Raw genomic sequence first — 25,856 nt, 5'->3', positions numbered from 1 at the left:
GATCAGCAGGGTATTGCTGGTCTGGCGCAAGCAAAGAAGGTTTTTCGGAAGGCTACGAAGTCATACAGCAAATTTCCTGGAACACATGACGGATTTGTATCTGCGCTATGCGAAGTGTGCTTCGGGAAGGAAAAGCCGTATTATCCTTCAGGGCCAGACGTCCCAGAATTTGCAAATCCTGAATTAGCACCATGTCGGGGACTTGGTGCTGAAATTTCAACTGTTGTCGGTGCTGCGACGATATGTCGATTGATGTCATTTGAAGACAAGTTGAGATTGGCGGATGTTCCATTTGGAATAAATATTCCTACGGCATACCCTGATCGATCTGGAGATTGTTCGTGGATCACGAGTTTCGGCGCAATAAGCGAAGCTGATCGAAGTTTTACAATTGAAAGGGGGAAAAATCATGGGCGCCCACTGGTCTGGTTTACGCGAAGAGAAGAAATAGAGGCGCTTCGTTCTCATCCTCGCGCGGCGCTCGGTTTGGCCGATCTCCTACGCGACTATCTGGGTCTCATCCATCACAAACCAACAATAGGCATTGGAGCTGCAGCGTCGCCAAACCATCTGTTTTTACTGCATTACCCGTGTTCAGTTGCGAATGATGCAGGACATTGGCGTCCCAGTTTCGTCGAGGGGATTGATAACCGACGTTTTAAAGCGCATCGTAAAAATAAGTCATCGGCTTGGGGGGGAACCGTCGATTTGGAAGCTTTTCAACCAGGAGGCAGCGAGAGAGTGTTGTTAAGCCTGCAAGCTGAGCGGTTTGCGACTGGTGAACGAATTGTCGCCGAGTATCTAGGGGTTGTGCGGTCGACACGAGGGACGGAGGCCAACGTTGACGATGACGACGCTTTTATCAAACATATTGCCAGGAGGCGAAATTCGAAAGCCTTCGTGGAAACGATATTAGGCCCAAAACCTTGAGCGTTCGCGAAGTCGAGCGCGAGGCGATTGCTTCGTTAGTGGATTTTAACTCCGAACAATTTGCGGAATGGATAGGACATGGCTTCCTAGCGTTTGAACGCGGCGAATCAGACGATAGGCCTTTCGGACCTGTCCAGCAGTTTCTTGGTGTCTACGAAGATATTTCAGATGATATTGCCGCGGCGTACGTCGTCCTCCCTACTTCAACCCAAATATCATTTCGAAAAGGTTTGGCGTTAGCAGTCGCGCGGCTGACATTTGCAGATACGCTTTCGATACTGGCCGGAACAAGAATGCTTGAGACAGGTGCGAAAGTTGGAGCAATCGAGCTGCTTCCTTATCTCCGAGGAGCAATTCTTTCAAAGCCTCATCTAAAGCACGTGGAATATGGCCAAAGCCTTTTGGCCACGGCACAGACCTTAGCACTCGACCTGTCCAACCAGCACCCCGAAGCATATGAAGAGCTTCTGAGGGTTACAGGTTCCATTATTTTTCCGACCGCGTACGCGTCACGAGGGCTACTGTCGCTTTGCCGTGCCGATCCAGAGAGGTTGGAAGATAGTCTCGATCACTTGCGCGATAAATTGCATGCGCAGTTGGTTGAACGGACTGATATTGCTTCAGAATTGCTGCAAAAGGGCCGTATTGCGCTGTTTCGGGCGGTAGCGGAAATTGTTAACGAAGCAGTCGTTGCAGAAGCATTCGCGCGCTACAGCTTCCCACGCTCAACCGATGATGAATCTTTGGGATGGTGGGCGGCCGCCGTCTTTGACTACAGTTCTGATCCGAACCTCAATTCTTGGATGAGGACCTATAGGAGGAAGCTGCAGCCTCTTGTCAGCAACTTGGGGGCAGACGAACGCGATAGCGAGTTTAAATCCGATTTTGTCGGAGAGAGTTTGCTGGCGCTAGCGGCGCAAACAGCAGCTCAAGTTAACGAAATAGGCGTTACTGCATGACGGGTTCTGCTCCTTTGCTTGCACCTCGGCTAGCCGACGCAGCTCTACAGTGGTTGTTAATGCGGCCGCGCAGCGATGATTTAGAAGCTGAAGCGAAGGGTCGGCGGCATATATATGCGATAGATTCTAATGTTGTCGCATTTGTCGGATCTCCCGCTCAATACGCGCATTCGCAACGCGGCTCAATTGATGGTAGATACCTTGTAGGCTTCGGTCACGTTTTTGAAGAAGACAGCCGTGAATTGAGCACCAGCATAGCCCGCGGATTGGCCGGCTTTCTGGCTAGTGGTGCGCTGGGTAAGCATGCGCCCATTTTACTCGTTCCTCCAATGCACTTGGAAGTAGAAGGCATGATTCATGCGCTCAACGGAAAGGATCCGGTTAAGCGAGACGGTGAATTTATAGCGAGACTTGCTGATTTGGTGGCAAGGCTCAGTGATGGCGAACTGTCCGCACAGGAAGTTGAAAACCTCACTCCTGAACTACAGGCGTTGATTTTCGAGGATATGGGTCCTGCTGCCGAAGCGAGACGAATAGCTCGTTTTTTAACGACAGGTGCGTTGCAGCCACTTGAAACTAGCCGATTTCCCTCAGCGATTTCCGACATCATCAAACCATTGGGATTTGCCGCCCAATTGGCACGATTTACATATTCTGAAAAACGTGATGGCGAAAACGGATGGGCCCAAAGGCTGGAACAGCAAAGCGTTATCTGGCGTGACGACCTGCTGGCAAATGATGCAGAAGTTCTTTCTCGTATCGAGGTCTGGAATGAGGCGCTTGCCGACCTGGAAATTGTCACATCGGGTCGGGAGAACTGGAGAGTAATCTATATCACATCAGATCACCGGATTCTCGACGCAGCAAGCGGATATAAATGCGACTGGTTTGAGCATTCGTTCGGACGATCCTTTATAAGGCATCCTCGGGCCTATTTGGCCGAAGACGGCGTGCTCGACGTCAATTCGACAGACTCACGTATTACCGCGCGGGGTCTCGCAGAATGGTTTCGCTTACTAATAGAGCCAGGCGGTGATGACCACACGCAAATCGAACTTGCCACATTGCGAGACGAATGGTTCGTGGGGCGAACGGTTCCGTTGGCGCTGGAGTCGATGTTAAAGCGCTTTGAAGCAGTGACAGGTGACCCAGCGCCGAAAATTGAAGAAGAATGGTCTGATTTCACTCGGCAGACAGTGACATTAAATCCCCCAGTCAAATTCGATTTACCTACCCTCACGGCCGAAGAACGACGCGGCGCGTCAGCTCTGGAAATTGTTCGGTCCCGACTACAAGAAAAGCTTGAGGAACGACGGCTTGAATCTTTATCTCAGTATATGGAAGCTGTCGTCCAACTAAGTTTCGAGGCAGAGTATCGGTTACCACAAGCCAATAGAGCACGGAATGTAGTACCGATTTTCTTCGAAAAATGGGAACAAGCAGAGGAATTTATCCGAGAAGTTCGGAACTGGGGCACAGATAAATTCGATAAGAAGGAATACGATGAAGGGCTAGTTCGATTAGCGGAAGATGATCCGTCAGGGTACGCATTTTACCTAGGCCATGCAGCTTTGTTCGCGGGTCGTGGACGTTGGCGCAATGCTTCCATCATGGCGCGGCGCGCACGTGAAATTTCGGAGCGGCTCAGCGATGAGGAAAGCAAAGGGGCGAACGGGCGAGAGGCTTGCTATCTTGAAGCCTTTTGCGTCCGGCACAGCGCAAAAAAACTTTCGCATTTAGCTGAATGCTCTGCCCTAATCGGCAAAGCCGAGGGTATTTTTGCCAGAGAGAGAAAAAAATCAGGCGAGTTTGACATAGATACTCCGCCGCTTGACGTGGCCGCTGAGCGATTTGAAGCTGAAGGCTTGGCGTTGCGGCTTACTCATTTTTTCTTTCATCGATATGCAATTGCGTGTCTGAAAGAGCCTTCAGAAGAACAGGAAGCTTCTGACATCGCCGACAAGTACTGGAACATGAAGTTAAGGCTAGCAGAACGGATTGAGTCTTCCGGTAAAAATTCATCGCCAAATAATCGTCCGGTTAAGAACACTCTTATCGAACTGGAACGCAGAATCGAAACAAATTTGGTCGCGCTAGGTTTGCTGGATTTGCAAAATTCGAAGATTCAGCAATATGCGAAATTGTTAACACAAAAATTTGCGCAGAAACACTCGATGTATTCATTAAAATTTAAGCCAGGAAAAACCGACATAAGTTTATTCACCAGGGTCATTGTTAATTATGGACTGGCTCGTAGCCTACATGGCACGAGTGACGGGCACAACCTACGTCGCGAATTGGCAAAATTCAGGGCAACCTTGCCTGAAAACACGTTGTTCGTTTTCCCCTATGACAAACAGCGCTTTGATGAAATTGAGCATATGTGTGATCGACCTTGGCTAAGTATTTAAAAGCAGCAAGCAACTCCGAGTCATAAATCCTTCAGATACTCCGAACCCGGCGTTAGAGCCTTCGCTAATACGTGATGCCGCGCACGCTGGCATATTTCGCGGTGATCCCTGACCTGAATAGCCGGCGCGTCGTTGGTTGGGCGGTCAGCGACAGGATGAAGAAGGACCTGGCAATCAGGGCGCTCGATATGGCTGTGTGCCTCCGCAAGGGCTCCCGTCCGTCGCAGTCACGCAATCCGCTCACCAAACAGCAAATCCGTGAGCTCAAATATCATGGCCGGCGCGAGAGCGCCCCACATAAGCGTATCGAGGAACTGATCGAATATGTATAAGGCCTAACGCTTCATAACATACCAACACTATGTGAAGGATAGTCTGCCAAGTTGACAGATCCGCCTCAATTAACTTGGTCTTCCTTTAGGCCGGATTTGCGTGGTCGAAGCAAATGGCTACATTGGCCTGAATCATAGTCTTCGTGCAGTGGCTGTCGGCGATCGCCTTCTATTTCAATGACGGTCCAACCGCCTGCGGAACCGCACAGTGGAATTTTAAGCATCCGTTGGTCGCTTCGCGTGTGTAACGGCGAAACCGCCAGTGAAAGAAGCCCAAGTGCGTGCAAGGCAGCGGTTGGCACAAGCTTGCATGTTCTAGCCTTGATGATCAAGGGTCCGGCGCGGTCTTGATGGTGATGAAGCGCATCGCCATAGTCGGAGTGTCCGCGACCAACTCGCGTATCGGTTTTGCCAGTGGGCGGTCGAATGGATAACCCATCGGCTTGATATCAGGATATTGATCACGCGCACCACAAAAGCTGATGGAGCCGCAATGCCCCTGCGGAACCAAATTGTCATCGCCGGTTATAACGGCGAGCAGTGCGAATTGCATGCCTTCCACAGTACCGCGCGGAATGAGCAGATGATAAGGCCAACCGCATTCACAAAACGGGTTATATTCGGGGTCATCTTGTTCGGGCAGATAGTTAACATCCGTGACATGGTGCGGCTCGAACACCGGGCGTCGGATGACAGACGAGCTTTTGTCGCGTCTGGACGCGACTGTCGGTTCACTAGGCTGCAGGAGCGCTTCAAACTTATCGAGCTCTATCCAAAGACGGCGTTCGTTCAGCCATCCATCGTTGATCGCGCCGCCACCTACGGCGGCAGGACACAAAAATATCCGCACTGTTACCGTCTGGGTCACTGCAGACTGGTTTAATAGCCGCACCGCGTAGCGGAACGGATGATGCCACAGATAAGGATAGGTGAACTGTTTACCTGAGAGATCGGGGGCAAACAGCTCGAACACTCCTTTACGCATTTCTGTACTAAGGACATCTGTCGTTTCCAACCTAAGTGGAACTGGCCCCTCACCTAGATCGGCCTGAAACGCTATATTGGCTTTTGCCGCTGACAGTGTGAAACGCTCATTACCAAGTGCAAATTGCAAATAAGCATCTTGCGGAATGTTGTCCGGAACATTCGCTTCTAGCGAAGCTTCGTCCATTAAAACAATGCCCTCATCATCACCACCACCGAAGATGACAGGAGGTGCTTCAGCAAAGTCATGGCTCGGTTGGGTTTCCTGATAACGGAAATTGATATCATCAACATGCTTGTGCCACTGCCAGAAAAACGGGTCGCGGATTGCAGTTGCGGTATTTGCCATTACGCCAAACGGCTTTTCGTCGGTTGCCCCAAGATAGGCGGTAAACATATGGCCGCCACCGTGATGGTTACCGTAATGTTGGTTGTGCTGATTAAGCCCCTTGCTGTTCGGTTCATTGGCTGCTCCCAATGCATCGCTGCCTGCATGGCCAGATAATGGCAATGGGGCCGAACCGCCGGTCAGTTGGAGTGTAACGACAGCGATGTCAAATTTGTCACGTATCGCTTCATGATCTGCCGGGGTCTCGCCGCCAGGTATCGGTCCCCATGATTGATCCGCCAAGCGAGGTGCATAGCTTTCGGTGCCAATTTGTAGCCTGCCCGGATCATAGCCTGCAACTAGCGGCTGTGTATAATCGGCGAATGGCTGAACCCGAGCAAGCCCGGCAGCCATGCGCTCTGCATCATAGCGGGCGAGCATTTGTGCATGCATGTAGAAAAACAGCTCGCCGTGCCGGTCCTGGATCGGACGGTCGGCAGTTTCCCGTGTCGGGTAGACGATGTGCCAATGTTCGTGATGTTCATTGGCGATCGGATCCTCGCGGAACCAATTCAGGCGGTTTTCCTCGGCCGGTTCGGCGATACCGCCGAGCTCAACCGTCGATTCTTGCATCATATTGGCCTTGAATGGTGCCATACGTGACATCAGATTGGGCACTCGCACAACGGCGCCGACCGGATTATGGGTGATAAACAGCTTGAATCCGTGCTCGGCAATGCCGCGCTGCAACGCACCATCTTGCGCCGAAACCCGGTCGGCCAGGATCATGACGATTTCATCGTCGGACGTCTGGCCTTTCAGCATCTGCGCTTCTGCGCTGAGGCTATCGGCAAAGGCTGCGGCGGCATCCATATGATGAGTATTAAAAACGCTGAAACGCGGTCCGGTTTCCTGGGTTCTACCGGTCCCGGTTGCCTCAAACCCAAGATTTTCTAACGCCTTGCGTCCCGTAGGTGCCGCAGTCGCACCAAGTAGTTCATTGACCTTGCCTTGTGCGTCGCCAGCCATCGCCGTCTCTCCTATTCTTCCAAGTCAGCTAATGATGTCATCAAACTGCGACAGAGGCACATAGTTCTCGGGAGCCTCCAATATGCTGCCACCTGTTGATTCCTGCAGATGCACGGCGCGGCGACGACGTAGCCGAACCGCAACGTCGCCGCTTGGCGTCTCGAGCGGGTCGTAAGTGCTAAGTGGCGTCTTGCCATTCTTACCGCTGCCAAAACGCAGCCCGGTCAGTTTTTCAATCTCACTGATTCTGACCTGATAGCTGTCAAAATCCCCAAACGGCACTTCGACCGCTTCCAATCCATATTGTGCGATGACGTTGCTCTGGTCGAGAATGAAACCTGCGGCGAACAGCCGATCTTTGCCAGCAACGTTGGCAACCGCGACTGCGATTTTCCAGAAACGCACTGGATATTGGATCTTGTCGAATTTGGGATAGACCGGATCGTCTTCTTCAAGGACCGGACCTGTAAACACCTGAGCACGAAACGCTTTGGCTTTGATGGAGTTTTCCAGAATATGAAGTTCGAGGCCCTGCCACAATTCTTTGTTCCGGTTGAACTTTTCGTGTTGCGGTACGCAGTTAGTGAAGTGCAGGGTGTCGGCCGCTGATTGCAATGCTGCGTCCCTGTCTGGACCGAATTCCATATCCTCACGCCTAGTCAGATGTCCGCGGTCGAACTTGTTGCCACGGTAGTAAAACTCGCCGATTTGGTGTTTGGACGAAATCCGGGGATCCTCCTCCCATTTATCGGCAGGCCGCGACATTTTATAGCGGTTGTCAAAATCGAGATTGGCAGCAGTGTAGATCGCCCAGCGCCGGTCGGCACTCATGACAATGCTCAAGCCGTGATAATCGAGCACATATTTGCTGCTATCGCTAAGAAGCGGCGCTGCGACGCTTTCGTCAATAAGCGTTGGCAATAATGTAACCAGCGAATCCGCACCCAAAAAATTTGGATCAAATCCTTTGCGATTGGAATAGTCTTGGTCGATCCGGACGCTTATCTCGTTTGCGCGCAATGTGCTCTCGCTGCGAGGGCTGCGCTCCATCATATTACTGGTGTTGAAGGACTCTGCTTCAGGACCAGACTGCCTGACCGTGACACTGTTATCGGCATGCACGTCTAACATGACGGGGATCGACTTTATCACAGGTGCGCTCATGGCGTTCTCCATTTTCTGAGAAGTTAGGGGCAAAATAGCGAGATTGCTGATTTTAGATGGCTGAATTGCTGCCTGCCCGACAAATGCCTGCATGGCAGTCGTAGCATTGGCCGCAAAGACAGTTTGCAACAGCGGATGGTCACCTTTCGCTACTTTTAGCGTGCTGACGATCCGAGAGACCCTGATGCCTTCGTTAGCGATCCACTTGATGTCGGTTTCTTGGCCGACTGCCGGATTAAAATCTCGGCCGTCAACAGTTTGGATCACACCATTCTTGCGCTCGGGCACTCCGCTATGATGCAGTGCAACCACTAGCCAATCATTATTGAATACGGGCGAGCCCGACGAACCGCCAAGCGTGTCTGTGGTGTACCAAAGGACATCGTCACCACAATAAATCATCCGGTTTTCGCGCACGCATAGCTGCTTGCGCTCACCATTTGGGTGTTGCACGATGGTTAACCACTCGCCTTCGGTAACCTTGCCGAGCTCTGCCACCAAGGGGCAATAGCCATAAGCCGCGAGCGAGCCGTTACTACTATCAGCCACCGCAACGACTGTAAAATCAAGTAGCTTGCTGGTGTAGAACAAAGTTGCTGTATCTAACCGAAATTCGGCCGGCTCTTTCGGATTACCGAGCAGATCACGTTCGTAGGAAAACTCAGCGCGCGAAAGACTGGCGGTGACAGAATCAGGTAGAACATGATTGTTGGTGATGAGAACGCCGGGCGCAATAAGAAATCCCGTACCGTAGTTACCGCGCTGCCCGCCGATCACGATCCGACATACCGCACGAGCTGCAATCTCACCTTTTTCAAGATAAGCGACATCCTGCAATTCATTGCCTTGCAGAATCCGTTCAAAAACCCGCTCGGCCGCCGCCTCATCCTGCATGGAACGGATCAGAAATTCCCGCCGCTCGCGTTGCTCGGCTACCGGGGCAAGCTCGGCCGGGGTCTTGTCCTTTGCGGCGCTGATGAGCGTATCAAGGTCAACCTCAGACGAGCGAGCTTGGGCTTTCTCAATTTGTGCCAAGAGCTGCTTGGTTGCAAAGACGCCCATCGGTATACCCTACTATATCGAAAGATTGACTAAATTATCGGCACCAATTCCGTTTGTGATGGGGCAAAGATCAAATTTAAAACGTCCCGTCACCTGTTTATGTCAGAATAATGTTACAGCATTTTTGCAAGATGTGTACTTGCAAAATTGTACGTTTATTAAATAACGTACGGCGGAAATTAGAAATTGCAGCTGCGGTAAGAGGGTTAGATTTGTCCGCGTGTGCGGGTCTATTTCGACGCCCGTCAGGTTCTTGTTTGTTGGCCAACCTCTAGCCTCGATGCATCAATGACTGACAGACAGCTAATAAGACAGCAACAAACTAATCCGCCCGAATGAGCAACGCAGCTCACTCATTCCGCCGTCGCTATTTTCTGCTTGGGTACATCAGGCTACCAATGACCAGACTAGGCTGCCCTTGCGGAGGGGCAGAACTACGTGGTCTCAGGCTACATAAAATAGGGGATACGTAATAGCGGACTATCGAAACTACCCCAACCCGCAGATAGACTTGATCCAGATCCTTTTCAGCCAATAGGAGGCGATCACCCAATCGCAGGTTTCGACGGATCAATCTGAGCCCGTGGACGTCCGGAAAGCTAGCGGTAGGCGCCTACGCTAAGGAACGTTTAGTATTGGGAGCTGGCGGCAGGTCAGCAATCCATCGAAGCAAGTTGTTGAACGAGCAGCCAGTCACACACTTCCGGCCTGAATAATAGCGCGAAGATTTGAATACTCTATAGATTGAATTCGTGGTTTTAGGTAAACGCAGAATCATGACAGTCATAGGTAGCAGAGTCGAAGAAACAGGCACGCTCATCCGCGACGGTGGAGGATTTGCGCTGCGCCGTGATATTGGTGGACGTTGGAAACTCGATATGCACCGCGTTCCTGTGGATCACGTCGAAAAACGTGTTCGCATTTCCGGCATCATAGTTGCCCAAGGTCTGATCGATGTCGATACCCTCGGACCTGATCGCCCATTGAATTAACACTATATGTTATAGCCGATGAAGCTTTCCACAAACGGCGTCATTATTTGGAAAGAAGGGGCTTCAACTCTATACAATTTTCGCAACATTGAAAGTACGATAATATATCTTATGTTAAGTGGAACACCAACCCAGTTTGGCGGGGAGAGACCTTTTTCCACCGCATCAGAGATCGCATTGTCGACATCCTCGTTAGCCAGCAATTTTCTCACAGCAGTCGAGCACGTCCCCGGTGTCTTTACCGGGCCACTTCAACACGATAACATCACCGCGGACTCGCGTACCGTGTGCCGGTCAGTCAATCACTTTCGAAGCACGATCCGGACATTGGCATGAACCGGACATTGGCATGAACCGGATCGCACGGTTTGCAAAGCAGCCCTCGCGGGCACCATCATGGCACTGTTTCCCATGTTCACCGTGACATAGCTTCTATGTTGCTATTCGCCACGATGCTACCTCACGCGGGATCGCCGTGCATGAACATGCCGGAATAAAACATCAGCACGAACAACAAAATCACCACTACAAGTGCAAAAACAATGGCACGCCAGCTCATCACATTCCTCCGATCATTATGGTTGTGCTTGCAAAACGGCTACCCGCACATTCCCGATTTGGATGCTTCAAACATTTGCTGTGATGCACCCTTCGCGAAAGCCTCATAGACATTGCCGTTATAGGAATCGCCCGTAGCGAGAAGACCGCCAATGGAGAGAATGCCGTAGGTAAAATAGAACCCGCTATTGGAAGCGAATTGAGCCGTGTGATAAGCCTCTTCGAATCCCGTTGGTGAGCGAAAATTGGCCACCGAATCGAAGCTGCCTGGCTGAACGTAAACGGTACTCCCTTGGGTCACCGCACGCGCTCCACCATTAAATGCTCGGCGCGTCAGGGCATTGGCACCCGAGTCGAGGCCTGAAACAAATTTCAGGTTATCAATCTGGCTGGTCGGCAGTCCACGACTGCCCAACTGACCCTTCAAAAAGGCAGCTTGGCATGGAGACGGGCGCTGCACCCTTTGCGGTGAGGATTGTTACTCGGACTATGATCGGACCAGTTCCTTTGGAATACTCGTCAAAATATAAAATCCGAAAAGCATGATCCCGAACAAAAAGGCCAATGCGGTTACGGTCGAATTTTCAATTACTTTTGCAGTATAGATGAAGACATAAGGATTCATAATCAGAAACAGGAGTAGAAATGCCGCGATGTCTATCTTCGAATTTCTATGAAATGCGCGAACTTGAAAAAAATAGCGATAAAAAACTGGTCGTAATGCGAATAGGATGCATAATGCAAGAAAGAAGAGATATATGATCACTAAGCTCACCTCCCGCTCGCTGGACAACTGCGAGGACTGGAACTAGACCCGAGGGACGACCCCGCAGCTCCTGCGACGGCGTCCTGGAGCGCATCACCGAGGAGACCGCCGCGACCAGGCACCAACCCGAAAACAGCAGAACCTTGTGCAGCCATGAATCCACTATCGTTGCCTGTTTGAATAGCCGCAACGCTATCACCAAGCCACTTGCCGGCTCCGCCAAGGAGTTTTGCACCCAAACCGAAGCTAAGAAGGGTACCCGCCCCAATTTCACCTGCAACTCCGACTGGAGCACCGACTCCGGTAGCAGCCGTAAGAGCCGAACCAACAGCGACTGCCGCGCCCGTATAGATGAACGCATCTCCACCTTTGCTCAAGCCTTCCGATAAGTCGCTTAGCAAGTGAGCAGCATCCAACACCGCTTGAGAACAACCAGCTCCACTTTGCGGCAAAAATTTACGCTCTTCTGGTGAAAGCCCTCACCAGGAACGCCACCAACCATCCTGAGAATAAACTAGCAAAAATCGATGTGGTAAGGACAATGATGGGCACCCAAGGGTCAATTTTTCCACAGCCATCATCGATATAACATTCGGCAAATGTAAAATCGAAAACAGTGAATATCCATATCGGGAATGATATCAAAGATATCGCTGTTACTACCTTGTGTTTCTCGAACATTTCGCACCTATCTTACGCAGCCGTTGGCCAGTGCATCTTCAGCGATCCTATCGATTGACCGCGAAGAGTTACGCCCCAATGCCACTCCGAGATCATTGTTGTAATTGTCTTGGACACGATCCGCCATATTGTTATTCCCAGTGACTTCGCCGGCATTCAAAAAGGCAAGAGCCCGGTTAGGGCCTATAAGTCTGGTTAGAGCAGCGGCTGCATAAACATGCCGAAATTGCCCATGCCTACTGTCTGATCGGCCATATCGTTTGTCAGCCGCCTCGTTCGCCCTCATATATACATCCCCGGTGATCACCGAGCCCGTAGGATCGGCAAGGGCGGCGCCTGCAAGACCAGTATTGCCGATATTACGCCTAGGCTTGATAGCAGGACACGGCCCACTTTGCGACTTCTTCTTCCCAGCCGGAGGCAAAGCCGTTTGACCCGCATCAATAAAACTATAAATGCCGTTCCAAGCGCTTCCATCTACTCCCCCGTTATCAGAACCTCGGAACTGATCGCATCGTCCAGTATCGCAAACAACTCCAGGATAGACTTTTTGGCCTCCTGTGACAACAATATCCGCATCCGTCATCCCACTGGGGTCAGTCGAATTCACAGGGTCGCTACCAACATAGTTATACATGTTCATGCCATCATCATATCCGATAGGATCAGTCTGCATGAATCGTCCGAGCGTTGGGGAGTACATGCGCGCTTTATAATAACTCATGCCGATCTCCGGCAACCAAGCCTGGCCCGTATAACCAAAACGACCCAGATTACTCGTTGCAGGAATACCATATTCGTCATATGTGTTAATAGCAATAGCAGTTCCGCTGCCGTTGGTGACCGCAGTAATTGAGCCGCGCTCGTCTGTATGCATCCAGCGGCGATCGCTAAAGTCAGCACCCTCATACCAGACTACCGTCTCGTCAACCCCAGAGCCGGGAACATAGCGGCGCGTAATCGCGTTTGTTGCTCCATCACGCTCGGTAACAAGCTTTCCACCCAAATAGTCGAACCGTGTTCCGACGGTCGAAAAAAGCAACCGTCCGGTCGGGTCATAATACAAGGAGCTACCCGGTGCCGTCGCCAGCCGGTTTTCAGATGTATAGCTATAAGCAAGGCTGCCTGAGGCTGTCAGATTGCCACGTCCGTCATAGCCAAGCGCCGTTGCCCCAGCGCTAGTCAGCTGGTTCAACCCATTCGTGGCGTAAGACCGGTCGATGTTATAGTGCGAACCCCATGCATAAGCGTCGTTCGTTTTGGTCAGCGTGTCGATCTGGCCCGCTGGGTTATAGCCAAGTGTGGTCGCCTGGTCATGCGCACTGCCGCCCAGATCCTGCGACAAGGATGATAAACGCGATGCGGGGTCATAGCCATAGGTCGTTACGGTGCCATTTCCGCGCGTTATGCCCGACCGTCTGCCGAGATTGTCATAGGTGTAGCTCGCTAGAACTCCCACGCCCGATGTCGCGCCGTTCTCTCGGATGGCCGTCACATTGCCAGTTACGTCATAGTCATAGCTGATAAAGTTTCCATCTGGCCATGTCAGTTTTACCATCCGGCCAGCGATATCATATGCAAGCGATTTACCAGAATAATAGTTATTATCGCTCGTCATCCGGTCCAATGCATCATAGCTGAACCATGTGTACAAGCCGTCGCTGTTGTTGCCGGAGATCAGCCGTGACAAAAGGTCGTAGGTATAGGTGGTATCCCTTTCGCCAAAGGCAATGTTGGGCACGTCTTTTGATATCAGCCGATTCAGATTGTCGTAGCTGTAATTTATTACTGCTCCATCACGCAAACGCCGCTGCGTCACGTTGCTGTTGGCATCATATGTGAGCTGTACATAATCGGTCGTAGAACTAGCATTAGGCGTCGTGGCTAGTGGATATGCCACCTTATTCGGCCGATGGAACGCATCATAGCTGTATGTAGTCTTGTTGCTCTTCGCATCGGTTACAGTTTCAACTTTACCATAGATTTCATAGGTGATCGTCGTTTCATCTGCGACATCTGTTGTTCCAAATGCCGTCTGGACCTTGATTAACTGGTCGGCAATGTCATAAGTATTTTTCGTCACTCGGTCTGGGCCAAAGGCACCGGTAGTCTGCGGTGTACATGCATCGGTTTGCGAATTCCATTGTGCCGGATCCATACGCTGGGCCGTGCACGACAGACGGCCGACGCTGTCGTAACTATATTGAGTCACAGCGATTGTCGTTCCGCCAGCGGTAACCGTGTTTTTGACAAGACGACCATAGGCATCATAGCTGTTCACAGATTGCTGCGACGACACAAATGCCGCCCAATCTGTATCACTTGCTCCGTTCACCGTCCCGATTTCGAGTTGCGACACCGTACCATCCGGATTGTAACTGGTTCGTTTTGCCACTCGAGGCTTTGGACCTGACCCATCGGGGTCAGGACCGATTTGACCTATAACCTCTCGCACTTTGTTATACCTGAAATGGCTCGTGTCGTCGGGGCCGGGCAGCGGCCCATCGGCCGAAACGACATTGCCGATCATATCATAAGTAAATGACGTGGTTGCAGAAACTGAATTGTCACCTGCTTTAACTGTCACTGATACGGGCAAAAGGTTGTTCCCGATCCCAGCACTTTGCGGGCCGTAGTCATAGACTTTTAACACCTCATCTGCCGTGCCAACGCAGGCAGCGAGTGTTTGGCAAGTCGAAGCTGAAATCAGGACCGATATTGGTTGCCCCGATGCAACAACCGTGCCCGAACTGTTCTTGAAATAGGCCTGTCTTGTAGCGTAAGAATAAGTTGTTTTGGGGCGGGTTCCACCAGAGGTCGCAGCCGGAGCGGTTGTAGTCAGAAGCTGACCGGTTGCCGCATCATAAGTGAAATCTGAAATTCGCCCCATCGGGTCCGTGGCAGTCAGCGGCTTGTTGCATATTTTAGGATTGGAGCAGGACGCAAGATAACTGAAGCTTTTAGTCGGCGCGCTCGCAGCCGCACTGCCGCCAACATATTTGGATGAGAGGATGTTGCCGCGTGCGTCATAAGTGCGTGAGCCATTCCCATTTACACCATTAACTGAGGTCAAGCGCAAATTTGCATCAAAGGTGTAGCCGGTGACCCTATTTAAGCCGTCCGTAAGCGTTCCCATCTGGGCGGTTGCCGAAAGCCTACGGCTTTTGTGCGAAATTCCCAATGGGCCTGTTGCAATAGTCTCAGCCCAGTAGGTTGAACCCCCAAGCGGCGTATTAACATAGTCGTAATTGTATAAAATTCCATCTTTGGTTAGAGATCTTACGGTTTGCCAAGTGGTTGAACCAGACACATATGAGGCAATGATATTGTCTAAAGAACGGCCCGGCAGTCTTTGGCTCGCCAGCTTGCCGTAAAGTTCGAATGAGAATTGCGTAGTTCGATTCTCAGGATCGGTTACCGACGCGGTCGAAGCAGTTCGGCTTACCGACACGCTAGGCCATGCCTGCGTCAGACCGACACACGCATCTGCAGCTGGATCGCAATAATCTACAGAATTGTTAATAGCCTTGACATCTGTGATGTCGGTACTGGTTGCATTCGCATATCCATATTTCAGCTGATACCCACGATTATTTGTAATCGACTGAATACGGCTGACGCCGGCTTTGCGATGAATCTTGATTTCACCGCCGTCAGGGTTTGTTACGGAAGTAGGCAAGGCATTTTGAGTACCCGCCGTCGGCCAGATCGAACGGTCAAACATAATCACTGTCCCATTGGGCAGCGTATAAGTATATAAATTTCCAGCCAACGTCAGCGTACTGCCCTCGGCCTTCTTTGATGTATAAGTGGAGCCAGAGACCGTGAAGGACTCAGAGGATCCGCCAAAATCGACCGTTGCCGTTGTAACAGAACTGACTGTCTGAACGACAATTTTTCCTGTGTAGCTGTTGTTGCCCCAAATTCCTGAGGCCGTTTCAAACCCTAACGACAGACCGTTGCTCTCACCTCCCACAGTCAAAAATATGTCAGCAGTTTCCACCCTTCCGGTCACCAATTCAACGCCATTCTTGTCCTCCCAGGTGTAGGGTAATGGAGTTGGCGTGACTGATTGGGCGAAGGCCGGCGCTGCAAAGCCAGACGCAAGGACAGAGGTGAGCAACAATGAGCTTGATTTACGGCTCATTTTTCGGGCTTGGTTAGGCATGGCTTTCCTCAGCTTTCTGGAATGAAGCAAAAATATTACTGATGGGGAATGTGTGGTTTCGAAGGCCGGCGAAAGCAGCCAGTGCACTTTTACGGTGGTGGGGCGTTAGGCGAGCCTGTGGTCTTTAGGCGAGTTCGATTATCGGCCTTATCGTGCGTATACTCGGTGGTTACACCATTGTTAATGGTGCCCGTGCGTTCGACTTTGATGAGGCGGCCTTTGGCGTCGTAGCGGTATTTTTGGGTCTCAGTGGCGTTTGCCGGGGCGCTGGCAATCAGCGCAATTGCTGTACCCAAATAAAAGACGTGTTTCATACTCCACTCCCTTCGTAGATCAGGTTTAAATAACGATAACTTTTCTGATTGTTTTTATTATTATCCAGCGCCAAACAACTGTCAACGCAGATAGATAATCAACAATGTATTAAGCATTTATTTTATTTGACTAGAAGTGGGCTGGCGATAATTTGGTACAGAAATCCAGTTTCTTTATCGAGAAAATAATATGGCTCTTCCTAACATCAGCCTTGGCGATCAGAACGGTGGCGCAATCTCCACAGCGATCGGCTGGGTCGCACAGGCTCTGGTCGGACAAGCTGCAACCAGCATTGCCATCCTAGCGTTAGCGATACTTGGCTTCGGGATGCTTTGGGGCCGCTTCGACCTTCACGCCGCCGGGCGCGTGGCATTGGGCGCCTTCATCCTATTCGGAGCGCCGCTGATTGCCTATCAAATGTCGGTCACCCTACGAGGTAGTGGAGCGGCCACGCCTAGCGTTTTAAAACAGATGCCTCCTCTCTCGGTCGCACCTCAAATGCCGAGAAATGCTCCTGCACAGGACCCCTATGCTGGGGCCGCGGTTCCGCAATTGCAATAACATGCCATGTATCTGTGGAGCAGCAACTGCCCGCCCCCGTGCGCAATGACGTCCGAATATGGTAAATATCTGTTAGCCATCAATAAAGTTGACGGAAGCAAATTCTCTGTGTGTATCAAGGTGATATGGAATCACTTCATGTAATTCCCGTGCAACTTGATGGAGGATGATTTGAACCAATTTGGCTTTCTTCTTAAAGCAGGCGCCACTTTACTGTTCCTTGCCGCATCTCCTGCCTTTGCCTTTGCGCCTCCTGATCCGCAAGGTTCGGGCGTCATCGTCAATGCGTTTGGTTGGCTGCAAGGAACGTTGCTCGGAACGGTCGCAACCGTGGCAGCTGTCATCGCGGTCGCAGCGGTCGGGTTCATGATGCTCACCGGACGTCTCAACTGGCGGCACGGCGGAGTAGTTATCTTGGGTTGCTTCATTCTGTTTGGTGCAACGAGCATCGTGGGCGGCATTCGCTCGGCAGCGGGCGGCTGACCGGAACATGGCAAGCTCCTTGAAGCGTGAGCCCGTCTTCGTAGCGCTAACGCGTCCACAGATGTTTGCTGGTGTTACCTACAGCTATTTTATCGCCAATGCGGTCATAGCCGCGGAGTTTTTCCTTATCTTCAGAAGCTTATGGGCGCTCGGCGTGGCGCTCTTCATTCATCTTGCAGGCGTGATGCTATGCCTGCGCGAACCGCGCTTCTTTGATCTTTGGATTACGCGCATGAGCCGCTGCCCCCGCGTCAAGAATCATGAGGCATGGGGATGCAACTCCTACCGGCCATGACCACTAAAGCTCCTATTTGGGCAAAGGAACAGGCTGCAGGCTCACACCTTCCCTATGCGCGTCACGTCGATGATGTAACCCTGCAAACGCGCGACGGGTTATTGCTGCAAACGATAAAGTTGGGCGGATTGCTGTTCGAGACCGCCGATACTGATGAGCTCAACTACCGCGCTGAGCTTCGCGATACGCTGCTGCGCAGCGTCGGCTCCTCGCGCTTTGCCATTTATCACCATGTTGTCCGGCGGCGCGCCGAAGCACTGCTCGAAGCCGAGTTTCCCGATGATTTCTCGCGGAAGCTTGATGCAAGTTGGCGCGCGCGGCTTGCCACCCGCGAAATGTATGTCAACGAACTGTTCATAACGATCGTCCGCCGGCCGATGCAAGGCCGAGTCGGAATGCTTGACCGTATACGCGATTTTGCAGGCAAGGCTGCAACTGACCGACAAGCATCTGAGGCCGCCGAACTGCGCGCACTCACGGCAGCCAGCGAAGCGCTTGTTGCGTCACTCGACAGTTACAACCCTCGTATATTGAGTGTCTATGAAAGCGCCCACGGCTATCGCTCCGAGCCGCTGGAGTTTTTATCGCACCTCTACAACGGCCAGATGCGCCCCGTAGTCCTACCCTATGGCGATCTTGGCCAGCATATCCCGTTCCGCCGGATTAGCTTTGGCGACGATGCATTCGAGCTTGCGCCTGCTGGCGATGTGCCTCGAAGCTTCGGGGCGGTCATCTCAATCAAGGATTATCCAGCGCAGACCTTGTCCGGCATGTTCGACGAGCTTTACCGCATGCCTTTCGAGATGACGGTCACGCAAAGCTTCGCATTTATCGAACGCGGCGAAGCATTGGGACGCATGAACCTCGCGCTGCGCCGGATGCGGTCAACTGATGACGAAGCGACCTCGCTTCGAAATGAGTTATCCCTCGCCAAGGACAATGTCGCGGCAGGCAGAGCAAGCTTTGGCGAGCACCATAGCAGCATAGCCTTGCGCGCCACGTCACTCGATGTCCTCGATACCCAGGTTGCTGAAGTCACCGCGACGCTGGCTGATCTGGGCATCGTCGCAGTGCGCGAGGATGTCGCTCTTGAACCGTCATACTGGGCGCAGTTCCCGGGCAACTTCAAATATATCGCCCGGAAGGCGCTCATTTCGACCGCGAACTTTGCAGGGCTTGCAAGCCTGCATAATTTTCCGGTTGGACGCCCGCGTGGCAATCACTGGGGCGATGCGGTGACGCTATTCGAAACTACAGCGGCTGGGCCTTATTTCTTCAGCTTCCACCATCATGATCTTGGCAATTTCACGATCATTGGGCCGTCGGGTTCGGGCAAGACCGTGGTGCTGAACTTCCTCTTGGCACAAGCTCGCAAGTTCAATCCGCGCATTGTCTTCTTCGACAAGGATCGGGGCGCAGAACTGTTCATCCGCGCGATTGGCGGGCAATATGATAGGCTGCGTCCCGGTGCTGGCTCTGGCCTCAACCCGCTCCAGCTTGATGATAACGCGGTCAACCGCCAGTTCCTGATTGAGTGGCTTTCCTTGCTCGCAGGCAATGTTGAAGGCGACGAACTTGAGGCAATCAAGGATGCCATCGATGCCAATTTCCTGCAACCGCCAAAGCACCGACGCTTGCGGCATCTGGTCGAACTATTCCGGGGAAGCAAACGACCGCGCGCCAACGATCTATATTCGCGCATGCGGCCCTGGTGGGGCGAGGGCGAGCGGGCGTGGCTGTTCGACAATGAAGAGGATCTGACCGATCTGGCCGCGTCTGCCGTTGGGTTCGACATGACCGCGATTCTCGACGATCAGACCTTACGTACGCCTGCATTGCTATACTTTTTCCACCGGGTCGAAGAACGGCTCGACGGCACGCCTTCGATCATCGTGGTCGATGAGGGCTGGAAGGCGCTCGACGACGAGGTGTTCGTTCGCCGGATCAAGGATTGGGAAAAGACTATTCGCAAACGGAATGGCATTGTCGGCTTTGCCACGTAGAGCGCGCAGGATGCGCTCGAAAGCAAAATCGCCAGCGCCATCATCGAGCAGGCGGCAACGCAGATCTTCATGGTCAACCCCAAGGCGCGGGCCGAGGATTATATCGACGGCTTCGGGCTCTCCACACAGGAATATGAGCTCATCCGTACTCTGCCAGATAGCTCGCACTGCTTCCTCATCCGGCATGGCAATGAAAGCGTGATTGCGCGGCTGAACCTGTCTGGCGAAAAGGAGATCCTCACCATCCTGTCAGGCCGCGAGTCCACGGTCCGGCTCTACGACGAGATGGCAGAAGCCAAGGGTTTCGATTCGGCCAACTGGATCGCCGCATTGCTGGAGCAGGCCTGACATGGCCTGTCCATCGGTCACCACCGGCAATCGGTTCCTTAGCGAAGCAATCGCGCATATCGACTGCCAGGCGCAGGCCATAGGCGCCTATGGCTATGGCGCGCTCGCTGAACCCGGATCGGGTATGTCGATTGCGCTGACCGGGCTACTCACCATTTTTATCGCGATATTCGGTTACCGGCTGATGCTCGGCGAAGAGATGCGTGCGCGCGGGCTGGTTGGCGATATGCTGAAACTGGGCATCGTGCTAACGCTTGCGACGAGCTGGCCCGCTTGGCGCACGCTCGGTTACGATGTCGCAATGAAGGCACCGGGCGAGCTTGCAGGCGCAATCTCCGGTGCATCGCAATTGCCTGGAAGCGGCAACGACTTGGTGTCGAGAATGCAGGCGGCCGACGATGCCATCGTAATCCTCACCGTCTACGGCACAGGACGCACGATGGGCGGCGCGGTGCGCAGCGATACCATCGGTGACAGGCTGGAAGGTATTGCGGTCACCGACCGTGAAGGCCTTGCCGATGGCCGCATGGCCTATCTGGCAGGGATATTGGCACCGTTCGCGCTGGTTCGCTTGGGTGCGGGGTTCTTCCTCGCGCTAGCGCCCTTGATGGCAGGGCTGCTGCTGTTTGCCGGAACGCGCGACCTATTTTTTGGCTGGCTGCGTGGAGTTGGTGCACTTGGGCTGGGATCGGCGGCGCTATCGGTCCTGCAGGGCGTCCAGCTTGCCATTCTCGAGCCGTGGCTGCGCGATGCACTGGCCTTGCGCAGTGCGCAGGTGTTGACGCCGTCTGCGCCGACGGAGCTTAGCGTCATCACATCGGTGTTCATGGTGGTGAGCTTTGCGCTGCTGTTCGTGATTGCGAAGATATTCTTCTTTGGCGGAATGGGCGTTCAAGGTGTGTGGCAGCACATCCAGATCGCGAGAGATCGTAATGCTAGCAGCGCACCTGCAGCGAGCTTTGTTGATGGGGAGCGTAATGCCCAGCCCCGCGCGCTGCTCATCGCCGAAAGCGTTTCGCAGGTCCTGCGGCGCGAAGAGCGCGGTGGTGGCTTTGACCGCTTGCCCGGAAGCCTAGCCCTTAATCGCCCCGACGAACGCATGGCTTTGGCCGGAGCAGGCGGCGCAAGGGTCGAGGCATTGGGCGAGCATCTACGCCTGCCTGAGGCACGGCGCTACGCCCGTGGTTCAAATGCCGGCAGAAAGAGAGATCTGAAATAATGAACAAGCCTGCACTTGATCTCGATGAATATTACCGCGCGGCGGCAAGCTGGGGGGAGGATCGCGAGCGCGAGATCGCGGCGTCGCGCAAAACAGCCTGGATCATCGCTGGCGTAGCAACAGCCGTCGCGCTCATCGAAGCGATCGCGCTGATCGTCATGCTGCCGCTCAAGACCGTGGTTCCCTACACGTTGCTGGTCGACAAGCAGACTGGCTATGTCGAGCAGCTGAAACCCGTTGAAAACCGAGCGATCGATCCCGACGCAGCGCTCATCCGCTCGTTCCTTGTCCAATATGTGATCGAGCGCGAGAGCTTCGATATCGACACCTTGAATAACAGCTACCGCAAGGTGGCGCTCTGGTCGGCAGGCGATGCGCGCACGCGCTATATCAACGGCATGCAGGCAACAAATGCGGAAAGCCCGCTTGCACGGCTGCCACGAACGGCAGTGGTCGATGTGAAGATCCTCTCGGTCTCCTCGCTCGAAGGCGATACCGCAATGGTACGGTTCACGACGAAGCGCGGGGATGCGGCTAGCGCGGGGGCCATGCCTGAGCATTGGGTAGCTGTGATCCGTTACCGGTTCAGCGGCGCTGCGATGAGCGCTGAAGACCGGATGACAAATCCGCTTGGGTTCCAGGTCATCCGCTACCGCCGTAATGCCGAGACGCTGCCCGCACCGTCGCCGTCTAACGTTGCAGCATCGCCCACCGAAATGTCTGCTGCCGTTTCTCCCGGTGTAAATCAAACGTCCGGGACGCCGCTCACACCCAAAGCAGAGCTTGTTCGATGATCGGCCTGATGTTGTTCGCGCTGCTGCCGGTTGCGGGATTGGTTGACGCAGGCGCGGTGCGTTCGCCTGCAAGCATATCTCCCAGTGCGTTTGTAGGTCAGAACTCGGAAACTGGCCGGTACGGGAACGCTGTGCAAACAGACGCTGGCGTCGTTAATGCCCAACCCGTTGCGGCTTACCGGCTGTCGGGCGAGAAATCCCTGCGACCGGTGCGGATCGGTGATGATGGAACCCATATGTATCTGGAATGGGACGAAGAACAGGCGCTGCCAGCAGTGTTTGCGCTCAACGCGCTTGGCGAAGAAGAGATGGTCGATGGCTATATGCGTAGCGGCGTCTTTACAATCGACCGCGTGCACCGGGATCTTGTGTTCCGCATCGGCAAGAAGAGCGCGAAAGCAAAGCGGGTCGGCAAGTGACAACAGAACCGATGAAATCTGACGCTCCAGCCAGAACTACAGGCAACACGAGGCCGCTGGTGGCAAGGGCAGTCTCGAAACGCGGTGCCTGGGTGTTTGGCGCGGCACTGGCCATTGGCGCTGTTGCGCTGTTTGCGGCGCTTGAAGCGCGGCGGATAACACCTACCAGCCCGGCAACAATAGCGCAGCCTGCCGGATCCAGTGACATGATCTCCGCACCGCCCGCGCTCGCGATACCAGCGGCGCCGCCGACTGATGCCTATCCGCCACCGTTCGGGGCGACGATCATATCGCGTCCGCCCGGTCCCTTTGCGCAAGCCACGCCTATCATGCCACGTGCGCCGCGCGGCACTTCACGACCAGCAGCGCCGGACTATGTCGCGCCAAGCTATCCGGATTATCGATATGTCCCACCTGCTTCCACGCCGTCGCAACTTCCAGACTTGGCTGCCCCTCCAAAGGTCGCCGATCCCGAAAGCCTTGCTGGTCCCCGCGCAGGCGCAACGCGCCTCGCCAACCCGACCACTACGGTTCCCAAAGGCGCGGTTATCCAGGCGGTGCTGGAGACCGCGCTGGATTCCAATCGCCCAGGCTTTGCCCGCGCGATTGTCTCACGTGATGTGCGCGGGTTTGATGGCAGCCGAATCCTGATCCCGCGCGGAAGTCGTCTGGTGGGCGAATATAAGGCTGACCTTGTACAAGGGCAGAACCGGGCGTTCGTCCAATGGCAGACATTGACCCGGCCTGATGGCGTGCAGATTGCGGTGGATTCTCCTGCAGCCGATCCGCTGGGCCGTGCCGGGGTGAAGGGCAATGTGAACAGCCATTTCTTTGAGCGCTTTGCAGGCGCGATATTGCAATCGACGCTCGACATTGGCGTTGGCATTGCTACGCGCAAAGTAGCCGACGGCACGGTGATTGTGGGGCTACCGGGTAGCAGCCAAAGCGTGGGCGGCATCACGCCCCAAAGCATCAAGCCAACGCTCAAGGTCCCGCATGGGTCGAGCGTGTCGGTGTTTGTTGCGCGTGATCTTGATTTTATCGCGGTCGAATAATGCAATGAACGCACCGCCGCAGAATATCTATCTGGAAAGCTATTTGGCGGTCCTCGCGCCTTGGCTTGAGCGGTCCGATCTGACGGACATCTATATCAATCGCCCGGGGGAGTTGTGGTTCGAGGTTCTCGGCTCGCCGCCTGAACGCTGTCTCGTTCCTGAACTTACCGGGGAGCTGCTGGCTCGGATGGTCAAACAGATTGCAGCGGTCACAGCGCAGGGGATCAATCGCGAGCATCCGTTGCTCAGCGCCAGCTTGCCCGATGGCACGCGGGTGCAGGCGGTGATCCCGCCCGCGACAAGGGGCGAGATTGCGTTGGCGTTTCGAAAGCATGTGTCGGTTGGGTTGGGGTTGGAGGATTACCGGGCCAGCGGAGCAGTTGCCGAAACGCGGATCGTCAAAGTGGACGAAAACATACGGGGCGCCGTGCCGGTCACCGATGATGTTGATGTTGATGTTATTTTGATGTTGCGCAACGCGGTTCGAAACAAGCGCAATATCCTTGTGTCGGGAGGGACTTCTTCAGGCAAGACGGCGTTCGTTAATGCGCTGTTGCGGGAGATACCCGCTGATGAACGGCTTATACTCATTGAGGATACGCCGGAGCTACAGATCGAGCATCTTAATGTTGTGGGATTGATTGCGGCTAGAAGCGAGTTGGGTGAAGCTGAGGTTACTGCAGAAGATCTGCTAATTGCAGCGCTCCGGATGCGGCCTGACCGGATCATTCTGGGCGAGATCAGGGGGAGCGAAGCGGTAACATTTATGCGGGCGGTGAATACCGGGCATCCGGGGTCCATCACCACGATTCATGCTGACAGCCCTGAACGAGCTATCGATCAGTTGGCTTTGTTGGTGATGGAGACGGGAACGCGCATGGGGTGGGATGATGTTGTGAGGTATGTTAGGAATTCTTTGGATATCGTTGTGCAGCTAAATCGCGATTATGGGAAACGGGACGTTGGCAGTGTCATGTGTTTGAATAGAAACCATTCAAGTTTGCAACAGCAGTCCTAGGGATTGTTGAGCTTTGCGGCTGCCATTGGTGCCATGCGGATAATCGGTGCGCTTTAACGGGGCGGCTGAGGTGGAGGCAAGGCCGGCCTGCGACAGGCGTCCGCGCACGTCATAGGCCAAGAAGGGTAATGGCTTTGCCCTACAAGACCTAAGTCGAGTATCCTAAACGCTCCACGAACAATTGAAGGGCATGCTCAAGGCTGTAGTCGATTTTCTGCTCAACTTCGCTCAGCCGGTTTGATTTTGACAAGCCGCTTTTTAAGATCCGAGTAAGCTCATCTCGTTTCGCACCCACTTCTGACAACGGTCGAGCGCTCGTGTGGCGAAAATCAGCTACCCAATAAGCCTTGGCGCTCAAAGGGCGATTGATATGTGCACCTTCCGCGATAAATAGTTCATATTCAGTGCCATCCTCCAAGAAGGCCCGACACGGTGTTTGTTCCAACAGCCAGTATTCGACATTGTTTACCAGCACGTCCATGCTTGTAAAAAGTTCAATTTGGCCGTCTCCCGAAAAAATCGCCCGCTCCATAAAATCAAAACCTATCCCAAAATGACGTGTCTTGCGGCTTTGTATCCCAAGGACGGTGTCGCCCTCCTCCTTGCCCTGGGAGCGGCTTACCATCAGGGCCAATTCTAGGTCTATGATAGTGCGGCTACCGTCCAGTCGGGTGCGGCGGATTGGTTCGGTTTCCAAAGGGTGCCACCCTAAATTTTTTTGCACCTCTTGGAAATTCAGCGCCATATCTCCACCATTTAACCGCCGGAGGCACTGGCGCAGTTATTAGCCCCCATTCTCCCGCTTCCCAAAAGTCTAACGGGTTACAACTCTCCTTATCGCTCCAAGGTTGCCACGCGTCTTTACCCTCATAGCGCTGATAGATGAGGTTGGCATCAAATCCAACCAAGAAGCCAATCACTAGCAGCGGCACGAACTCGCCCGTAGGATCGGTATACCGCAACGGGTTCCCCATGGCGTAGC

The 25,856-nt window shown here is 53.5% G+C and carries 19 protein-coding genes and 2 pseudogenes; 14 read left to right on the top strand and 7 right to left on the bottom strand.

Features of this window, described 5'->3' with window-relative positions; all coding sequences use genetic code 11:
- The 4 genes and pseudogenes from ACEW72_RS07090 to ACEW72_RS07075 all read left to right on the top strand — a co-directional run.
- Positions 1-930 (top strand): hypothetical protein (locus ACEW72_RS07090; RefSeq protein ID WP_373475681.1); only part of this gene is annotated, 930 nt, incomplete at its 5' end.
- Entirely contained in the window at positions 927-1,889 is a 963-nt protein-coding gene (locus tag ACEW72_RS07085; protein WP_373475680.1) for a hypothetical protein, read from the top strand. The genes ACEW72_RS07090 and ACEW72_RS07085, both read left to right, overlap by 4 nt.
- Complete coding sequence (locus ACEW72_RS07080) at positions 1,886-4,300, top strand: hypothetical protein (protein ID WP_373475679.1); 2,415 nt, start codon at positions 1,886-1,888, stop codon at positions 4,298-4,300. Before ACEW72_RS07085 ends, ACEW72_RS07080 begins: the two co-directional genes overlap by 4 nt.
- Before the next feature lie 92 nt (positions 4,301-4,392).
- Positions 4,393-4,506 (top strand): annotated as a pseudogene (locus tag ACEW72_RS07075) (IS3 family transposase); the annotation flags it as partial.
- Positions 4,507-4,960: 454 nt separating this feature from the next.
- Here the strand turns inward: ACEW72_RS07075 and ACEW72_RS07070 are convergent.
- A complete protein-coding gene (locus ACEW72_RS07070; RefSeq protein ID WP_373475678.1) occupies positions 4,961-6,973 on the bottom strand; it encodes a tyrosinase family protein in 2,013 nt (670 codons plus the stop codon).
- A gap of 24 nt (positions 6,974-6,997) precedes the next feature.
- Positions 6,998-9,199 (bottom strand): DNA/RNA non-specific endonuclease, encoded by a 2,202-nt coding sequence (locus ACEW72_RS07065; RefSeq protein ID WP_373475677.1) that lies wholly within the window; start codon positions 9,197-9,199, stop codon positions 6,998-7,000.
- Positions 9,200-9,975: 776 nt separating this feature from the next.
- Here ACEW72_RS07065 and ACEW72_RS07060 point away from each other — a divergent pair.
- Positions 9,976-10,191, top strand: a complete 216-nt coding sequence (locus ACEW72_RS07060; RefSeq protein WP_373475676.1) for a DUF5818 domain-containing protein — start codon at positions 9,976-9,978, stop codon at positions 10,189-10,191.
- Between the two features lie 598 nt (positions 10,192-10,789).
- Here the strand turns inward: ACEW72_RS07060 and ACEW72_RS07055 are convergent.
- The 4 genes from ACEW72_RS07055 to ACEW72_RS07040 all read right to left on the bottom strand — a co-directional run bounded on the left by ACEW72_RS07055 (position 10,790) and on the right by ACEW72_RS07040 (position 16,678).
- The gene (locus ACEW72_RS07055) at positions 10,790-11,176 is read right to left on the bottom strand and encodes a hypothetical protein (protein WP_373475675.1); all 387 of its coding nucleotides are present in this window, start codon (positions 11,174-11,176) and stop codon (positions 10,790-10,792) included.
- Positions 11,177-11,236: 60 nt separating this feature from the next.
- A complete protein-coding gene (locus ACEW72_RS07050; protein WP_373475674.1) occupies positions 11,237-11,374 on the bottom strand; it encodes a hypothetical protein in 138 nt (45 codons plus the stop codon).
- Between the two features lie 829 nt (positions 11,375-12,203).
- On the bottom strand, positions 12,204-16,343 hold the full coding sequence (locus ACEW72_RS07045) for an RHS repeat domain-containing protein (protein WP_373475673.1): 4,140 nt from the start codon (positions 16,341-16,343) through the stop codon (positions 12,204-12,206).
- Positions 16,344-16,453: 110 nt separating this feature from the next.
- Positions 16,454-16,678 carry an RHS repeat domain-containing protein gene (locus ACEW72_RS07040; RefSeq protein ID WP_373475672.1) on the bottom strand — a complete coding sequence of 75 codons (225 nt, stop codon included), beginning with the start codon at positions 16,676-16,678 and terminating at the stop codon, positions 16,454-16,456.
- Positions 16,679-16,868: 190 nt separating this feature from the next.
- Here ACEW72_RS07040 and ACEW72_RS07035 point away from each other — a divergent pair, with 190 nt between their 5' ends.
- From ACEW72_RS07035 to virB11, 9 genes and pseudogenes are all read left to right on the top strand, one after another.
- The gene (locus tag ACEW72_RS07035) at positions 16,869-17,240 is read left to right on the top strand and encodes a TrbC/VirB2 family protein (RefSeq protein ID WP_373475671.1); all 372 of its coding nucleotides are present in this window, start codon (positions 16,869-16,871) and stop codon (positions 17,238-17,240) included.
- Between the two features lie 159 nt (positions 17,241-17,399).
- Positions 17,400-17,723 carry a TrbC/VirB2 family protein gene (locus tag ACEW72_RS07030; protein WP_373475670.1) on the top strand — a complete coding sequence of 108 codons (324 nt, stop codon included), beginning with the start codon at positions 17,400-17,402 and terminating at the stop codon, positions 17,721-17,723.
- A 7-nt stretch (positions 17,724-17,730) separates the two neighbouring features.
- Positions 17,731-18,018, top strand: coding sequence for a type IV secretion system protein VirB3 (locus tag ACEW72_RS07025; protein ID WP_373475669.1), 288 nt, complete (start codon positions 17,731-17,733; stop codon positions 18,016-18,018).
- Positions 17,997-20,369, top strand: a pseudogene (locus ACEW72_RS07020) (VirB4 family type IV secretion/conjugal transfer ATPase). Before ACEW72_RS07025 ends, ACEW72_RS07020 begins: the two are co-directional and overlap by 22 nt.
- Before the next feature lies 1 nt (position 20,370).
- Positions 20,371-21,588, top strand: a complete 1,218-nt coding sequence (locus ACEW72_RS07015) for a type IV secretion system protein (protein WP_373475668.1) — start codon at positions 20,371-20,373, stop codon at positions 21,586-21,588.
- Positions 21,588-22,382 carry a virB8 family protein gene (locus ACEW72_RS07010; protein WP_373475667.1) on the top strand — a complete coding sequence of 265 codons (795 nt, stop codon included), beginning with the start codon at positions 21,588-21,590 and terminating at the stop codon, positions 22,380-22,382. Before ACEW72_RS07015 ends, ACEW72_RS07010 begins: the two co-directional genes overlap by 1 nt.
- The gene (locus ACEW72_RS07005) at positions 22,379-22,801 is read left to right on the top strand and encodes a TrbG/VirB9 family P-type conjugative transfer protein (protein WP_373475666.1); all 423 of its coding nucleotides are present in this window, start codon (positions 22,379-22,381) and stop codon (positions 22,799-22,801) included. Before ACEW72_RS07010 ends, ACEW72_RS07005 begins: the two co-directional genes overlap by 4 nt.
- A gap of 59 nt (positions 22,802-22,860) precedes the next feature.
- Entirely contained in the window at positions 22,861-23,856 is a 996-nt protein-coding gene (locus ACEW72_RS07000; protein WP_373475665.1) for a TrbI/VirB10 family protein, read from the top strand.
- A 4-nt stretch (positions 23,857-23,860) separates the two neighbouring features.
- A complete protein-coding gene (virB11, locus tag ACEW72_RS06995; protein ID WP_373475664.1) occupies positions 23,861-24,874 on the top strand; it encodes a P-type DNA transfer ATPase VirB11 in 1,014 nt (337 codons plus the stop codon).
- Positions 24,875-25,022: 148 nt separating this feature from the next.
- Here virB11 and ACEW72_RS06990 read toward each other — a convergent pair whose 3' ends face one another.
- Positions 25,023-25,619: a hypothetical protein gene (locus ACEW72_RS06990; protein ID WP_373475663.1), complete on the bottom strand. Its 597-nt coding sequence runs from the start codon at positions 25,617-25,619 to the stop codon at positions 25,023-25,025.
- Positions 25,620-25,856: the final 237 nt, after the last annotated feature.

Origin of the sequence: Sphingorhabdus sp., assembly GCF_041737645.1 — a bacterium.
Classification (GTDB): Bacteria; Pseudomonadota; Alphaproteobacteria; order Sphingomonadales; family Sphingomonadaceae; genus Sphingorhabdus_B.
Note: the sequence above shows the minus strand (reverse complement) of the source record. Positions and strands in the feature narration are given on the sequence as shown.

What these genes read in the sequence shown, in the direction of transcription:
- ACEW72_RS07040 (WP_373475672.1), bottom strand. Translation starts at nt 16,678, where the DNA reads ATGAAACACGTCTTTTATTTGGGTACAGCAATTGCGCTGATTGCCAGC.
- ACEW72_RS06990 (WP_373475663.1), bottom strand. Translation starts at nt 25,619, where the DNA reads ATGGCGCTGAATTTCCAAGAGGTGCAAAAAAATTTAGGGTGGCACCCT.
- ACEW72_RS07030 (WP_373475670.1), top strand. Translation starts at nt 17,400, where the DNA reads ATGGAGGATGATTTGAACCAATTTGGCTTTCTTCTTAAAGCAGGCGCC.
- ACEW72_RS07025 (WP_373475669.1), top strand. Translation starts at nt 17,731, where the DNA reads ATGGCAAGCTCCTTGAAGCGTGAGCCCGTCTTCGTAGCGCTAACGCGT.
- ACEW72_RS07060 (WP_373475676.1), top strand. Translation starts at nt 9,976, where the DNA reads ATGACAGTCATAGGTAGCAGAGTCGAAGAAACAGGCACGCTCATCCGC.
- ACEW72_RS07050 (WP_373475674.1), bottom strand. Translation starts at nt 11,374, where the DNA reads ATGAATCCTTATGTCTTCATCTATACTGCAAAAGTAATTGAAAATTCG.
- ACEW72_RS07065 (WP_373475677.1), bottom strand. Translation starts at nt 9,199, where the DNA reads ATGGGCGTCTTTGCAACCAAGCAGCTCTTGGCACAAATTGAGAAAGCC.
- ACEW72_RS07010 (WP_373475667.1), top strand. Translation starts at nt 21,588, where the DNA reads ATGAACAAGCCTGCACTTGATCTCGATGAATATTACCGCGCGGCGGCA.
- ACEW72_RS07015 (WP_373475668.1), top strand. Translation starts at nt 20,371, where the DNA reads ATGGCCTGTCCATCGGTCACCACCGGCAATCGGTTCCTTAGCGAAGCA.
- ACEW72_RS07070 (WP_373475678.1), bottom strand. Translation starts at nt 6,973, where the DNA reads ATGGCTGGCGACGCACAAGGCAAGGTCAATGAACTACTTGGTGCGACT.
- ACEW72_RS07035 (WP_373475671.1), top strand. Translation starts at nt 16,869, where the DNA reads ATGGCTCTTCCTAACATCAGCCTTGGCGATCAGAACGGTGGCGCAATC.
- virB11 (WP_373475664.1), top strand. Translation starts at nt 23,861, where the DNA reads ATGAACGCACCGCCGCAGAATATCTATCTGGAAAGCTATTTGGCGGTC.
- ACEW72_RS07045 (WP_373475673.1), bottom strand. Translation starts at nt 16,343, where the DNA reads ATGAGCCGTAAATCAAGCTCATTGTTGCTCACCTCTGTCCTTGCGTCT.
- ACEW72_RS07080 (WP_373475679.1), top strand. Translation starts at nt 1,886, where the DNA reads ATGACGGGTTCTGCTCCTTTGCTTGCACCTCGGCTAGCCGACGCAGCT.
- ACEW72_RS07005 (WP_373475666.1), top strand. Translation starts at nt 22,379, where the DNA reads ATGATCGGCCTGATGTTGTTCGCGCTGCTGCCGGTTGCGGGATTGGTT.